General features: G+C 68.7%; 10 protein-coding genes and 3 pseudogenes. 4 read left to right on the top strand and 9 right to left on the bottom strand.

Annotated features, from left to right (window positions below; all coding sequences use genetic code 11):
* Positions 1–106 precede the first annotated feature (106 nt).
* The 4 genes from ccmI to EV657_RS22770 all read left to right on the top strand — a co-directional run bounded on the left by ccmI (position 107) and on the right by EV657_RS22770 (position 2,714).
* On the top strand, positions 107–1,345 hold the full coding sequence (ccmI, locus tag EV657_RS17645) for a c-type cytochrome biogenesis protein CcmI (RefSeq protein WP_134079139.1): 1,239 nt from the start codon (positions 107–109) through the stop codon (positions 1,343–1,345).
* A 2-nt stretch (positions 1,346–1,347) separates the two neighbouring features.
* Entirely contained in the window at positions 1,348–1,821 is a 474-nt protein-coding gene (gene ruvX / locus EV657_RS17640; RefSeq protein WP_075785789.1) for a Holliday junction resolvase RuvX, read from the top strand.
* The gene (locus EV657_RS17635; RefSeq protein WP_134079137.1) at positions 1,818–2,042 is read left to right on the top strand and encodes a DUF1289 domain-containing protein; all 225 of its coding nucleotides are present in this window, start codon (positions 1,818–1,820) and stop codon (positions 2,040–2,042) included. Before ruvX ends, EV657_RS17635 begins: the two co-directional genes overlap by 4 nt.
* A 141-nt stretch (positions 2,043–2,183) precedes the next feature.
* Positions 2,184–2,714: a GFA family protein gene (locus EV657_RS22770; protein ID WP_081382111.1), complete on the top strand. Its 531-nt coding sequence runs from the start codon at positions 2,184–2,186 to the stop codon at positions 2,712–2,714.
* 168 nt (positions 2,715–2,882) lie between these two features.
* Here the strand turns inward: EV657_RS22770 and prfB are convergent, their stop codons facing one another.
* The 9 genes and pseudogenes from prfB to EV657_RS17580 all read right to left on the bottom strand — a co-directional run.
* Positions 2,883–4,010, bottom strand: a complete 1,128-nt coding sequence (gene prfB, locus EV657_RS17625; protein WP_075785786.1) for a peptide chain release factor 2 — start codon at positions 4,008–4,010, stop codon at positions 2,883–2,885.
* Between the two features lie 107 nt (positions 4,011–4,117).
* A complete protein-coding gene (locus EV657_RS17620) occupies positions 4,118–6,661 on the bottom strand; it encodes a penicillin-binding protein 1A (RefSeq protein ID WP_134079135.1) in 2,544 nt (847 codons plus the stop codon).
* Between the two features lie 138 nt (positions 6,662–6,799).
* Positions 6,800–8,797, bottom strand: a pseudogene (locus EV657_RS22625) (S8 family serine peptidase).
* A gap of 89 nt (positions 8,798–8,886) precedes the next feature.
* Positions 8,887–10,137, bottom strand: coding sequence for a lytic murein transglycosylase (locus tag EV657_RS17605; protein ID WP_134079130.1), 1,251 nt, complete (start codon positions 10,135–10,137; stop codon positions 8,887–8,889).
* Between the two features lie 19 nt (positions 10,138–10,156).
* The gene (locus EV657_RS17600) at positions 10,157–11,386 is read right to left on the bottom strand and encodes an N-acetylmuramoyl-L-alanine amidase (protein WP_134079129.1); all 1,230 of its coding nucleotides are present in this window, start codon (positions 11,384–11,386) and stop codon (positions 10,157–10,159) included.
* A 79-nt stretch (positions 11,387–11,465) separates the two neighbouring features.
* Positions 11,466–12,290, bottom strand: coding sequence for a sulfite exporter TauE/SafE family protein (locus tag EV657_RS17595; protein WP_134079127.1), 825 nt, complete (start codon positions 12,288–12,290; stop codon positions 11,466–11,468).
* 456 nt (positions 12,291–12,746) lie between these two features.
* Positions 12,747–12,929 (bottom strand): hypothetical protein, encoded by a 183-nt coding sequence (locus EV657_RS22330; protein WP_243837710.1) that lies wholly within the window; start codon positions 12,927–12,929, stop codon positions 12,747–12,749.
* Between the two features lie 466 nt (positions 12,930–13,395).
* Positions 13,396–13,859: pseudogene (locus EV657_RS22765) on the bottom strand (hypothetical protein); the annotation flags it as partial.
* A 229-nt stretch (positions 13,860–14,088) separates the two neighbouring features.
* Positions 14,089–14,287, bottom strand: a pseudogene (locus tag EV657_RS17580) (transposase); the annotation flags it as partial.

Raw genomic sequence — 14,287 nt, 5'->3', positions numbered from 1 at the left:
ACGCGACACTGGCGCCGACGGCAAGGGGTCGGGCCGCTTTGGTCTTTCGAAACCGGGCCAAGCATACTAGATCGGCTGGGGCAGGCAGAGAGGGGGCCCCTATCCCATGACCTTTATCGTCGTCGCCATCGGCATGGCCGCCGTGATCGCCGCGGTTCTGACGCTGACGCTGATCCGGGGCCGCCGCGGCGACGAACCGGCCGCCGCCTACGACCTGCGCGTCTATCGCGAACAGCTCGACGAGGTCGAGCGCGACCTCGCGCGCGGCGTGATCGCCGAGGACGAGGCCGCGCGCATCCGCACCGAGGTGTCGCGCCGGGTGCTGGAGGCCGACCGCAAGCTCGCGCGTCAGGCCGCGACCGGCCAGGCCCCGAAGGCGCTGAGCCTCGTGGCAGGCATCGCGGTGCTGGCCTTTCTGCTGGGCGGCGCCTGGATCACCTACAGCTATAATGGCATGCCGGGCTATGCCGACCAGCCGCTCGATCTGCGCAAGGCCGAGGCCGCCGACTACCGCGAAACCCGGATGCGTCAGGCCGAGGCCGAGGCCAAGGCCCCGCCGATGCCCGGCCTGCCCACCCCCGATGCCGAACATCTGAAACTGGTCGAAAAGCTGCGCCAGGTGGTGGCCGAGCGCGGCGACGATCTGCAGGGGCTGGACCTGCTGGCCCATAACGAGGCGGCGCTGGGCAACTTCAAGGCGGCCTACGAGGCCCAGGCGAAGGTGATCGCCCTGAAAGGCGCCCAAGCCACCGCCAACGACTATGCGACCCAGGCCGACATGATGGTGCTGGCCAGTTCGGGCTATGTCTCGCCCGAGGCCGAGGCCGCGCTGGAACAGGCGCTGAACCGCAATCCGCAGAACGGCACGGCGCTGTACTACTGGGGCCTCATGCACATCCAGACCGGGCGGCCCGACATCGCCTTCCGGGTCTGGCGCGAGCTACTGAACGTGTCCAAGGCGGACGACCCCTGGCTGCCCATCGTGCGCGAGCAGATGCCGAACCTCGCCTGGTATGCGGGCGACGAACGCTATCAGTTGCCGCCCATGCCCGCCGCCGGAGGCGCGCCCGGCCCCAGCGCCGAGGACATGGCCGCGGCCGAAGACATGACCCCCGAGGCCCGGCAGGAGATGATCCGCGGCATGGTCGCCCGACTGTCGGCGCGGCTCGCGGATCAGGGCGGCAGCCCCGAGGAATGGGCGCGTCTGATCGGCGCGCTCGGCGTGCTTGGCGACCGCGAGCAGGCGGGCGCGATCTGGGCCGAGGCACAGCAGACCTTCGCCGCCCAGCCCGACGCGCTGGCCACCATCCGGCAAGCCGCGCAATCGGCGGGGGTGGCCGAGTGAGCGTGCATGACTCCCCCGAGGAGTTCGCGGCGGCGCTGCCCCGGCCCGCCGCGCTGATCGGGCTCGATTTCGGCGAAAAGACCATCGGCGTCGCGGTATCGGACCCGTTCTGGACCGTGGCGAGCCCGCTCGAGACGATCCGGCGCAAGAAGTTCACCCTCGATGCCGGGCGGGTGCTGGACATCGCGCAGGGGCGCGCCGTGGGCGGGATCGTGCTGGGCCTGCCGCGCAACATGGACGGGACCGAGGGCGCGCGCTGCCAGTCGACCCGCGCCTTCGCGCGCAACCTGTCGCGGATCACGGACCTGCCCATCGGCTTCTGGGACGAACGGTTGTCGACCGTCGCGGCCGAACGCGCGCTGCTTGAGGCCGACACCTCGCGCCGGCGCCGGGCCGAGGTCATTGACCATGTGGCCGCGGGATATATCCTTCAGGGACTGCTGGACAGATTACGGAACCTGACTGCCGCGCCATGACCGACGCCGACGCCCCGATCGAGACGCCCTGCATCCGCACCTGCCGCGTCGACCCGGACAGCCGTCTTTGCATCGGCTGCCTGCGCAGCATGGACGAAATCGGCAGGTGGGGCAGCATGAGCCCCGCCGAGCGCCGCCGGATCATGGCTGACCTGCCCGCGCGCCGCGGCCGGATCAGCCCCGACGCCGAAGCAGGTCTTCCGCGCCGGAAACGCGGCTGAACGCAGCGGGCGCCCCGCCCTCTGTCAGTCTCCGGTCAGTGTAAGCAGCAAAGCAAAACCGACTTTTGCGTCGCTTCTCCGCCCCGGTTCACGGCGCTCCGCATGAAGGACAGACAGGGGACAAGCTGTCATTCGTGAAAAATGCAGCGAACGCCAGGAACGAGCCCCACGTTGACCCTGGTTCCAGGCGTGGATACTGATTGGGAGGGCCGCAAACTTCACATCCGAAGGCGGCGTCGCGGTTGCGTGTCGAAGGGATTTCGAGTGGACAGTCTGGCGACTGGACAGTGTCTGTGCGGCGCTGTGACATTTCGCATATCGGGAGAGTTCGAGAGCTTCTTCCTCTGCCACTGCACGCGCTGTCGCAGGGATAGCGGCTCGGCCCATTCGGCAAACCTGTTTTCGTCGACGGCGAAGATCACCTGGTTGTCGGGAGAGGCAAATATCAGGACCTTCCGGCTTTCCGGGTCGAGACACGTAAAGTGCTTTTGCACGATCTGTGGCTCCGCGCTGCCGTTTTCTCAACCGGACGACGGTGTGCTGGTCGTGCCAGCAGGGTCGCTTGATGGCGCGCTCGGCAGGCGGCCCGACGCGCATATCTGCTTCTCCGTTCGCGCGGATTGGGACGACGACTTGGCGTCCCTTAGTCGGTTCGACGAGTTTCCCGCTTAACCTGCCAATCTCCCGGCACGTCCGCTTTGTCCCGCAATGCTGACCGCCACGGTGATCGCCGCGACGGTCTGGTCTGGGTCGCAGTTGCCAGGCACGGCCCAGCGGCAGGATTCAGAAAATTCGCGGGGCGGTGTCGGAAATGCGCGGCATTCGACAGTCAGTCTTCGGTCAGTCCTCGGCCTGGGCCTCGGCCCGGGTCTTGCCCGACACTTTCAACGCCAGCGTGGCGGCCATGAACTGGTCCAGATCGCCGTCCAGCACCCCTTGCGTGTCCGAGGTCTCGACCCCGGTGCGCAGGTCCTTCACCATCTGATAGGGCTGCAGCACGTAGGACCGGATCTGGTTGCCCCAGCCCGCATCGCCCTTGGCCTCGTGCTGGGCGTTGATCTCGGCGTTGCGCTTGTCGAGTTCAAGCTGGTACAGGCGCGATTTCAGGGCCTTCATGGCAATGTCGCGGTTCTGGTGCTGGGATTTTTCCGAACTGGTCACGACGATGCCGGTCGGCATGTGGGTGATCCGCACCGCCGAGTCGGTCGTGTTCACGTGCTGTCCGCCGGCGCCCGAGGACCGGTAGGTGTCGATGCGGATGTCGTTCGGGCTGACCTCGATCTCGATATTGTCATCGACCACCGGATAGACCCAGACCGACGAGAACGAGGTATGCCGCCGCGCCGCCGAATCGTAGGGCGAAATCCGCACCAGGCGGTGCACGCCCGATTCCGATTTCAGCCAGCCATAGGCATTGCGGCCGGTGATCTTGTAGGTGGCGGACTTGATGCCCGCCTCCTCGCCCGCGCTTTCCGACTGCAGTTCGACGTCATAGCCATGCTTCTCGGCCCAGCGGACATACATCCGCGCCAGCATCGAGGCCCAGTCGCAGCTTTCGGTCCCGCCCGCGCCCGAGTTGATCTCGAGGAAGGTGTCGTTGGCATCGGCCTCGCCGTCCAGCAGCGCCTCAAGCTCTTTCGCCTCGGCCTTCTCGCGCAGCGCCTTCAGCGCCGCCTCGGCCTCCTTGACGACCTCCTGGTCGCCCTCGGCCTCGCCCAGCTCGATCAGCTCGACATTGTCCTCAAGCTCCTGGCGGATGCCCTTGTAGGTGTCGATGGCATCGACCAGCGCCTGCCGCTCGCGCATCAGCTTCTGCGCCCGGTCGGGGTCGTTCCACAGCTCGGGGTCCTCGGCCATGGCATTGAATTCTTCCAGCCGGTGCTGGGCGGTCTCCCAGTCCAGACGCTGGGCCAGAAGCCCCAGCGACCTGCGGATGTCCTCGACGGTATTCTGCGCCTCTGCACGCATCGGGCGAAGCCTCGCTGATAATGTGTCAGGTGGGGGTCATATCCCGAGGGGCCGGGACGGGCAAGCGGGCGAGACCGGAAAGCGGCCCCCGACCGCCCGCCGTTTCGTCAGTAAAGCCCGCCCGAGGACAGCGTTCCGAAACTGGCCTTCGGCCCCACCACCGCCTTGCGCCCGGTCGAGGTGGTGACCTCTTCCGAGGGGACGTCTTCGCCGGTGTCCTGCTCGCCCCGGCCGAAAAGCGGCAGGTTCGAGCCCATGGCGAAGCCCCCGTCGATCATGGCCCCGATGCCGAAGATCGGCTCTTCGCCCGCACGGAAGTACTCGGCCACCACATTCTCGCCCGACGCGTCATCTGCCAGGCGCTCGCCGGAATAGCGGTCGATCTTGATGAACTGCCCGCCCGGCGGCACCTTGAACGGCCCGCCGCCATATTTGGCGGTGGCGACCTTCATGAACTCGTTGAAGACCGGCGCGCACATGGATCCGCCAAAGGCGCCGCCCCCCAGACTGCGCGGCCGGTCAAAGCCCATGTAACAGCCCGCCACGATGTTCGAGGTGAAGCCCAGGAACCACACATCGCGCGCGTCATTGGTGGTGCCGGTCTTGCCGGCGGTCGGCACGCCCAGATTGACGCGCCCCGCCGCCGTGCCCCTCTCGACCACGCCCCGCATCATCGAGGTCAGCTGATAGGCGGTGATCGCGTTCATCACCCGCTCGCGGTCCGAGACCACGGTCGGCCCCTGCCCCTCGGGGATCGACAGGGTGCCGCAATCGGTGCAGACCCGGTCGTCATGGCGGTAGATGGTGCGGCCCTGACGGTCCTGCACCCGGTCGACCAGCGTGGGCTCGACCCGTTCGCCGCCATTGGCGAACATCGCATAGGCCGCCACCATCCGGTACAGCGTGGTCTCCTGGCTGCCCAGCGCATTGGCCAGATAGGGTTCGAGCCGGTCATAGACCCCGAATTTCTCGGCATAGCGGGCGACGGTGTCCATCCCGACCTCGCGCGCCAGCCGCACCGTCATCAGGTTTCGCGACTGCTCGATCCCGGTGCGCAGCGGCGTCGGACCGTAGAACTTGTTCGAAGAGTTCTTGGGCCGCCAGATCGTGCCACCGCCGGTATCGACCTCGATCGGCGCGTCGATGATGATCGTCGCGGGCGTGAACCCGCTGTCGAGCGCGGCGGCATAGACGAAGGGCTTGAAGGAGGAACCAGGCTGGCGCGTCGCCTGGGTCGCGCGGTTGAACACCGAGGCCTGGTACGAGAACCCGCCCTGCATCGCCAGCACCCGGCCGGTATTGACGTCCATCGCGACGAAGCCGCCCTGGATCTCGGGCACCTGGCGCAGCGTCCAGCGGATAAAGCCGCCATTGTCGCCGGTCATGCGCCGCACCAGCACCACATCGCCGACCTTGAAATTGGCGCGGAAATCGCCGCGCAGCCAGCCGATATCCTTGCGCGGCACCACCTGGGGCTCGGCCTCGGTCGCCTCGACGCCCTCGATCCCCAGCCGCATCTGCTGGTCCTCGATCTTCAGCACCACCGCCGGATGCCACGGCCCGTCAAGCCGGATGTCGCGCGGCACAACGGTCGCCGCCAGCGCGGCGCGCCAGTGCTCTTCGGTATCGAGCTCGGCCGGGTCGATGGCCTTGCCTGTGCCGCGCCAGACGCCACGATCGCGGTCGTATTTCTCAAGCCCCCGGCGCAGCGCCTGCGCCGCCTCGTCCTGCAATTCGGGGTCGAGCGTCGCGCGGATCGTCAGGCCGCCGCCAAAGAATTCCTCCTGACCGAAATCCTGGCTCAGCTGGCGCCGGATCTCGTCGGTGAAATAGTCGCGCGGCGGCAGGCTGGAACTGAAGGGCGGATAGTCACCGTTCTGCACCGTCATAAGCGGCGCGGCCCGAGCCGCCTCATAGGTGGCGTCGTCGAGATAGCCGTTATCGTGCATCTCGTGCAGCACGTAGTCGCGCCGGGCCACCGCGGCGTCATGGTTGCGCACCGGATGATAGTTCGAGGGCGCCTTGGGCAGCGCCGCCAGATAGGCGGCTTCTTCGGGTTTCATCTCTCTCAGCGTCTTGTCGAAATAGGTCTGCGCCGCGGCCGCCACGCCATAGGAGTTCTGTCCGAGGAAAATCTCGTTGAGATACAGCTCGAGGATCTTGTCCTTCGACAGCGTCTCTTCGATGCGGGTGGCAAGGATCAGCTCCTTGATCTTGCGTTCCCCGGTCCGTTCGCCGCCCAGAAGGAAGTTCTTCATCACCTGCTGGGTGATGGTCGAGGCGCCCCGCACGTTCCGGCCCCGGCTTTTCACGGCATCGAACAACGCCGCCGCCATGCCGCGCGCGTCATAGCCGTGATGGGTATAGAAGTTCTTGTCCTCGGCCGAGATGAAGGCCGCCTTGACCAGATCGGGAATTTCCTCGGCGGGCACGAACAGCCGGCGCTCTTCCGCGAATTCGTCGATCAGCCGCCCCTCGCCCGAATAGATCCGGCTGATGGTCTTGGGCTGGTAGCTGGCCAGATCCTCGTGATCGGGCAGATCGCGCGCATACATCCAGAAGACGGCGCCGATCATCAGGACGGCGGCCGCGACGCCCAGCGTCGCGAAAGAAAAGAGCGCCCCGATAAGGGACAGGAAGAACCGGATCACCCGCGCGTGCCTCTGTGCCGTTATCCGCTCTCTATAGGGCTTCGGACCGGGCGGGTCAAAAGCAAGAGCCCCGGATCGGCGCCGCGCGGCCGGTCCCCGAGGTCACATCGGCGGGAGGTCGGGCCCCCGCCCCGCCGCTCAGGGACGGGCGCGCACGGCCATCGTGTCGCTGGCGGTCTGGCCCGCGCCATCGGTGACGGTAACGCCGATTTCGTAGGTGCGGTTTTGCTCCAGCACGATCCCGACCCGGGGGCCGCTCAGGTCGGACCGCGCCAGCCCGTCGACCGTCCAGCGCGGCGCACAGCAGCCGATGCCCTCCTCGACATCGACGGCGCGGGCCTCGACGTCCAGCCTGCTGCCCATCTGCACCGCGGGCATGCCAAGACCCGGGCGCGGGCGCACGATCTCGACCAGCGGCGGGAAATCGGTTCCCGAAAAGCGCGCGGCCAGCGCCTGCCGGACCGGACGCTCGGCGTTCAGGAACCGGCCGAGCCGCGGATCGGGCGCCTGCCCGGGCGGCAGGTCGGTGGCCCCGGACCAGGCGCCCTTCAGCAGAAGGCCGCGCAGCGCATCCGCGCCCAGCCCCGGATCGGCCGCAGCGATCAGCGCGGCCACCCCCGCCACCAGCGGCGCCGCGACGGAACTGCCCGAAACCGCCTGCGTCCAGCCCTGCGCGGGCGGCGACGTGCCCGCGCCCGGATCGGCCCCGGCCAGGATCGCCACCCCGGGCGCGTAGATGTCGATGCTGTCGCCGTCCTGCCCCGGCGTGCCGGGCAAAGCGCCCGCAGCCGAGAACCCGGCGATCCGCACATCGTCCTAGCCCAGCGCGCCGACGCAGACCACACCCGTCAGTTCGCAAGGAACGCGCCGGGCGGTTTCATGGCACGCGCCCGCCCCGCCCTCGACACAGCGCACCGCGTCGATATCGGCCCGGTCATTGCCCGCCGCCGCGACCGCCAGCGTTCCGGCCCGGTCGAGCGCCGCGATCCCCAGATCGAGCGCCACCGTCGACCAGGCCCAGAGATCGGGCACGGTGGCGGCAAAGCTCATGTTCACCACGCGGGGCACGGCCGCTGCACCGGGCGCGGTCCTGTCCGCGATCCAGGCCAGAAGGGACCAGCTTTCGAACCCGTCGAGGGTCTGCAGTTCGACCGGGCCCGCCACCGGCCCTGCCGGACCGGCCACGGCGCGCATGTTGCCGATCGGCGCCGCCATGATCTCGGCCACATGCGAGCCATGCCAGGGACAGGCCGCGCCCCCCGCGCAGGCCCGGCCGCCGGGCCTGCCCGCCGCGGCGCCCCGCGGATCGGGCATCGAAAGATCGAGCGCGTCGTGAAACCCCTGATCGATCACCGCGAGCGGAATCCGGCTGGCGGCCGTCGCACGGCCGGTATCGTCCGGAAGACCCGCCGCCTTCAGCAGATGCCAGGCGCCGGTCACCCCGATCCGCGCCGCGCCCTCGCCGTTGAGATAGGGCAGATCGAACGGGTTGACGAAGCCCGCCCCGGCGGGGGTGACGCCCTCCAGCAGGATCTCGTTGTCAAGCGCCACCGGCTCGAAGATCCAGTTCAGCCCGACCGAGACCTCGCCCGCCAGCTGCAGCGCGAGCGCGGCGGTCAGCGTGTCCCGCGCAGCCTCGGAGGACACCTCGTAGACCCGGGTGAACCGGTGGGGGGACGCCGCCTCGACCCGGTCGAAGACCGCATCATCGGGCGGCCGCCGGGGGTCGTGCCGCACCCGCAGGACGCTGAGCGTGCGGCCCTCGGGCGTGCCCGCGGTCAGCCGCAAGGGCGCGCCGATCGGGGTCCCGATCCGCGCCGCCACCGCCTTGGCCTCGGTCGGGCTATCCGCCACGAGGATCAGCTCGCCCGTCACGAAGCCCGCCTCGGCCGTGCCGCTGCGGACCACCCCGGCCGCGCGCAGCGGCCCCGGCCGCAGGTCCTCGGCCCGCCGTTCAAGCGCCGGTTCCACGCGAAGCGCGGGCCGCGGGACGGGCCGCGTCCGGTCGTCGGGTTCAGGACGGGCGATGCTGAACTTCTCGATGAGCACGGCGGGATCGAGCCGCCCCGGATCGTCGCCCTGCGCCGCGGCCGACCCGGCCAGACACACGGCAAACGCAGGCAGAAAATGCCTCATGGCCAAACCCTCGTACTATTCGAAACCGTCTAAAATCGGATGCAAGGATCAGCGCGCGAGGCCGCCGCTGTCAAGCGCCAGCCAAGGCGTCAACGCCCCAGCGCAGCCCCCATCCCCGGCTCGGGAAAGCAGGTCGCGGGGCGGCCCGCGCTTTCCTGCCAGCGGCCGATCTCGCGCCGGGTCTTGAACCCCGGCAGCCCGTCGACCCCGCCGACATCGCGCCCGCGCGCCTCAAGCGCGCGCTGGATCGTGGCGATCTCGGCCCGGTCCAGCCGGCCCAGGGCCGCCCAGCGCGCGGAAAAACCGCCCGAGCCAAAGCCGATCCGGTCGCCCAGATGGCCCACGTAAAGCGCGTAAAGGTCGCTCATGTTATAGGCCTTGAGCACGTAGAAATTGGGCGTGACCAGAAAGGCCGGGCCATGCCGCCCGGCGGGCATCATCAGAAAGCCCTCACCCCGGCGCTCGTGCTCGGGGAAGGGGCGGCCCGACACGCGGGACACGCCCAAAGCCTGCCAGTCGGCGATGCTTTGGCCCCGGTCGGGCCCTTCCAGCGTGCAGGACACCGACGCAGGCACCCGCACCTCGAAGCCCCAGTCGCGCCCGGCCTGCCAGCCATGCCGGGCCAGATACGTCGCGATCGAGGCGACCGTATCGGGGCCCGAGCGCCAGATATCGGCGCGCCCGTCGCCATCGCCATCCGTGGCATGGGCCAGATAGGACGAGGGCATGAATTGCGGCTGACCCATCGCCCCCGCCCAGCTGCTTTTCATCTGTTCAAGCGGCACCGGCCGGGCCTGGGCAATTTTCAGCGCGGCCACGAGTTCGTCCGCGAAATAGTCGGCGCGGGTCGACATGAAGCCCTTGGTGCCGAGGACGCGAAAGAGGTCATGGCGGATCGGCGCGCGTCCATAGGCGCTTTCCCGGCTCCAGATCGCCAGCACGATCCGGCCGGGCACACCGGTCACGCGTTCGGCAGCCGTCAGCGCCCCGGCCTGGCGCACCGCCATCTGCCGCCCGGTGGTCGCCGCGCTCCGCAACCCGCCCTCGTCGAAATAGGCGGCGGGCGCGCCGAATTCGGCCTGGCGCTGCGGTCCGGGTGCAGCGGCCTGACCCGGCGGCACCAGATCGGGCAGATCCCAGTCCAGCCGCACCCCGGAAAACGCCGTCTCGAAGGTGGTGCGCGACACGCCCTCGGCCCGGGCGCGCGGCCAGATCCGGGTGTCGAGCCAGGTGCGGAACTGCCGCTCGACCGCCGCCCGGTCGACCGGTTGCGCCACCGCCGCAAAAGGCATGGCCATCAGCATCAGCACCAGAAGGACGGTTCGGATCACGGCGGGCATCGGGTCTCCTGTCCCCGGCCTAGCGGCGCAACAGCGCGGCCTCGGCGGCATCGGTTTCGGCCCAGGCGCGCAGGGCCTCGACTATCCCGGCCGCCGCCCGCGCGCGCCAGTCGGGCGAGGTCAGGTTCTCGCGGTCATCGCGCGAGGACAGGAACCCCATCTCGATCAGCACCGACGGGATGTCGGGCGCCTTCAGCACCGAAAACGCCGCCGACATGTGCGGCGTCTTGTAAAGCTGGCCGACATGGGCGCCGAGCCCGGCGACGATGGCCTCGGCCAGCCGTTCCGACCGGGGCTGGGTATCGGTGCGCGCGAGGTCCATCAGAACGCCCGCGATGACGTCGTCCTTGTCGCTGAGATCGACCCCGGCCAGCAGCGCGTCGCGGTCGTGGCGTTCGGCCAGTTGCGCCGAAGCCCTGTCGGTCGCGGTGTCCGACAGGGTGTAGACCGTGGCGCCCGAGGCATAGCCATCGGCCAGCGCATCGGCATGCAGCGACAGGAACAGATCGGCGCGGGCGGCGCGGGCGATGTCGATCCGGGTTTCCAGCGGCACGAAGACATCCTCGGCGCGGGTCAGCACCGGGTCGAACCCGGCCCGGGCCAGCGCCTCGGCCAGTTCCTTGCCGAAGCTCAGCATCAGGCTCGCCTCGCTGATCCCGGCGCGCTCGGCCCCCGGATCGATGCCGCCATGGCCGGGATCGATGACCACCCGCAACGGGCGGCTGCCATCGTTGCGGCGGGGCGGCGGCGGCAGCGGCTCGGGCGCGGGCAGGCCCCAAAGCGCGGTCTGGGCGGGCGGGCCGGCCAAAGCCGCCCGCGCGCGATCGGCCGGGCCAAGCTGCACCGTCAGGCGGGCCCGGCCCGAGACCGGATCGCGCGGCATCTCGGCCGAGCTCAGCGCCATCGGCGCCGCGAGGTCCAGCACCAGCCGCGACCAGCCCGGGCGGATCGTGCCCGCCCGCGCCGCCCTGACCCGGTCGCTGCCGGTCAGCGCGGCGGTGCTGATCCCGCGCCAGTCGACCTCGCGGAAATCGACGACAAGCCGCGGCGGCGCCTCGAGCGTGAAGACCCGGTAGGGCACCGGCTGGCTGAGATCGAGCCGAAGCGCAACGCCCCCGCCCGGCAGATCGTCAAGTGCAGAGGCCGCAAGATCGGGCCGCACCAGCGCCGACAGCGGCTCGGCCGCCGCGGGACCGGCGACCCCCAGCCAAAGCGCGGCCAGCGCGCGAAAAACCAATGAAATTGCCATCATAGCTGCCCGATCGCCCCGGTCTTTTCGGGCAGCATAGCGCATGCGGGCAGAGTTCGCCACGCTTGCGGCGCGGGGCTCAGAACCCGGCGGCCTTGCGCAGCATATTGCCCGCGACGAGGATCAGGAAGACCGCGAAGACCCGTTTCAGCGGCTTGGGGTCCATCGCATGGGCCATCCTAACGCCCAGCGGCGTCGTGATCAGCGTCATCGCGATGACGACCAGAAAGGCCGGGATGTTGACCGCGCCCAGCGTGAAGGGCGGCCGCGCGCCGTCGGGGATCTGGACGAAGAAGAACCCAAGAACCGAGGGCACCGCGATCAGCACGCCAAAGCCCGAGGCCGTCGCCACCGCGCGATGGATCGGCGCGCCATGAAGCGTCATCAGCGGGACCCCGAAGCTGCCGCCGCCAATTCCCATCAGCACCGACAGGAAGCCCACGACCGGGGACAGAACCGCCCGCTTGAAGCCTTTGGGCATGGTGTCGCCAAGCCGCCAGTCGCTGCGCCCAAGCGCCATGTAAAGCCCGACCGCCATCGCGAGCCCGCCAAAAATCCCTTGCAGCACCACCGACCGCAGCGAAGCCGCGACGAGCACCCCGATCACCGCGCCAGCCGCGATGCCGGGCGCCCAGCCCTTCAGCACCTGCCAGTCGACCGCATCCTTCTTGGCATGGGACAGCACCGACCGCGTCGAGGTCACGATGATCGTGGCCAGAGAGGTCGCCAGGCAGATCTGCATCAGATAGGCGCTGTCATAGCCAAGGCTGTGGAAGGCATAGAAGAAGGCGGTCACCAGGACGATGCCGCCGCCGACCCCAAGAAGCCCGGCCAGTACGCCCGCGATCGCGCCGATTGCCAGCAACAGGACCAGCATGGCCAAAAGCGTCAGTGTGTCGGGCATCGCGCGCCTCCTTCGTCTTGCGGCCCGTGCTTATCCGAGCCCGGACGGAAGGGCCAGCCCGCTCCGACCGCATCGCGCCTGGATCGAAACTGGCCGGGCGTTCTGGACGGGCGAAACCGCTTGGGCGCCATCGAGCCCCGGTCGGGCCGTTATCCGAAGGCACTGCGACGGGACGTTCGGACCCGGGCGGCCGGGAGGGGAAACGCGGCGCGCCCGGGCACCCGGGATCGCCTTATGGACCATGCCTGTTTGGCGCGGGATGAAAGCTCCCTGCGACCGCGGCGAGCGTTCCTGCTCGGATCGATCCGGGCTTCGGGAGGGATCATTTCCGCCGCTTTGGTGTCCGGGCCGACGGTCGCCCGCGACGGACGCTCTTTTCGGACCGCCGAGGAACGACCCGGGCGGCCGGAGACTCCAGACAGGCGCCATGAACCGGGATGGCCGGAGAGACTCATGTCATCGGCAAAACCGCCATCGGCCGACGGCGAGGCCGATTTCCTGGGTGTTCAGTCCCGGCATCTCGTGGATCGGGTCGAGGCTGAATCTGTCCGGCTCTGATGTCCGGAGCCTGCAGATGTATTCGCAGGGCGTGAGCCCGTCGATGGCCTTGAGGCGGCGCGCGAAGCTGAAAGCTGCCATGCTGCCAAGAAGTCCGCGAGGTGCGTCCGCAGCTGGTCGTGGCTGTCGTAGTGGAAACGTTTGACGTTCAGCGGGAAGACGCGCCACTGGTGCCTCTCCTGATCCGCTTCACCCTCCCTGATCGCGCGGTGCATCCGTTCGACCTGTCCGCCGCCCGGGGAAAACAGTCCCCCCGGACTGTTTTCCGATCCTCCGAACTCCCGGGATGGTTGGGGGTGGTCCGCCGGTACTCGATCCCGTTTGCCTCGCAGATCATGTCAAAGCGCATCGGCCGCGAAGACGCGGTATTCCGGTTATTCCGGTTCCGGGGCTGCTCGGCGAACTGAATGCCCCTCGCCATTGTCTCTCAAACCAATGGCGCTCCAATGGCTCGATCGGTGAGGACGGTGTGGACCTGATAGGGCACGGCTTCGAGCATGTGTTGCAGGACCTCCCGGGCCGTCTTACCGTCCGCTTTCTCGACGAGCTGGGTCACGGCAAACTTGCGCGTGCGGTCGATGCCTGCGAACAGCAAGGGCTTTCCTTCAGCTGTCTGCGCCTCGGCGATGTCGATGGGGATCGAGCCTGCGCGGTCGCCATCGGTTCGAGACCCGCTGGCGAGGGCCGACAGGGCAGCGTTTGAACGCCGACCGCTTCGGCTTGTCGCCCTCGACGTCCGGCAGGCGCGAGAGGCATTCGCCATCGGGCTTGCACCAATGGCGCCGCAATGGCTCAGCGCTGCAGGCAGCACTGCGGTGCAGAGCGTGTCAGATGCGGGATGGACGGCTGCAGGGCATGGAGGCCGTCGTCCAGCGGCAGCAGCGTGCGGCGCCGAAACGCGACGACGGCCGCCTCCTCGGCCTCAGTGAGGACCGTCGAACGTGGCTCCTTAGGGCCGGTCTTGCGATCATCGACCGTCTGCTGTTCGCGCCGCTTCGCAACCGTCTTGGGGGTCGTCGGGAAAACGATTCACCGGATCGTTTTCCGATCCGCCCCACTCCGCAGGTCCCGGCTCCGCCATCGCCCTCGCAGCGGTCGTCATCTACTGGTTATGAATCCTAACCCTAGCTGTTCGATCCCTGGTTTTGATGGTGTGGTCCTTTCGAAGGAATGGAGGGATGCCCTGTGGGGAAAGTTCGTCACGGAAGCGCCGCGACCACGTACGCCGCCAGAGCAGGGATACAGCGATCGCAAGCGTCGCTCGCGACGCTGAGAGGAACACCTTGGGACAGCGATCGTAGCGTGTCGCCACGCGCCGCCAGTCCTTGAGCCTGCCGAACATGGTCTCGATGCGGTTGCGACGCTTGTATCGGCGTCTGTCGTATTTGACCGGGGTCTTGCGTTGCTTTCTGCCGGGGGTGACGGGCGACAGGATTTGA

It is taken from the genome of Rhodovulum visakhapatnamense, assembly GCF_004365965.1.
Taxonomy (GTDB): domain Bacteria; phylum Pseudomonadota; class Alphaproteobacteria; order Rhodobacterales; family Rhodobacteraceae; genus Rhodovulum; species Rhodovulum visakhapatnamense.
This window is presented reverse-complemented; position numbering and strand designations above follow the sequence as displayed.

Coding starts and splice junctions, on each gene's coding strand:
- EV657_RS17600 (WP_134079129.1), bottom strand. CDS start 11,386: ATGGCAATTTCATTGGTTTTTCGCGCGCTGGCCGCGCTTTGGCTGGGG.
- ccmI (WP_134079139.1), top strand. CDS start 107: ATGACCTTTATCGTCGTCGCCATCGGCATGGCCGCCGTGATCGCCGCG.
- EV657_RS17635 (WP_134079137.1), top strand. CDS start 1,818: ATGACCGACGCCGACGCCCCGATCGAGACGCCCTGCATCCGCACCTGC.
- EV657_RS17595 (WP_134079127.1), bottom strand. CDS start 12,290: ATGCCCGACACACTGACGCTTTTGGCCATGCTGGTCCTGTTGCTGGCA.
- EV657_RS22770 (WP_081382111.1), top strand. CDS start 2,184: ATGCAGCGAACGCCAGGAACGAGCCCCACGTTGACCCTGGTTCCAGGC.
- EV657_RS22330 (WP_243837710.1), bottom strand. CDS start 12,929: ATGGCAGCTTTCAGCTTCGCGCGCCGCCTCAAGGCCATCGACGGGCTC.
- EV657_RS17605 (WP_134079130.1), bottom strand. CDS start 10,137: ATGCCCGCCGTGATCCGAACCGTCCTTCTGGTGCTGATGCTGATGGCC.
- prfB (WP_075785786.1), bottom strand. CDS start 4,010: ATGCGTGCAGAGGCGCAGAATACCGTCGAGGACATCCGCAGGTCGCTG.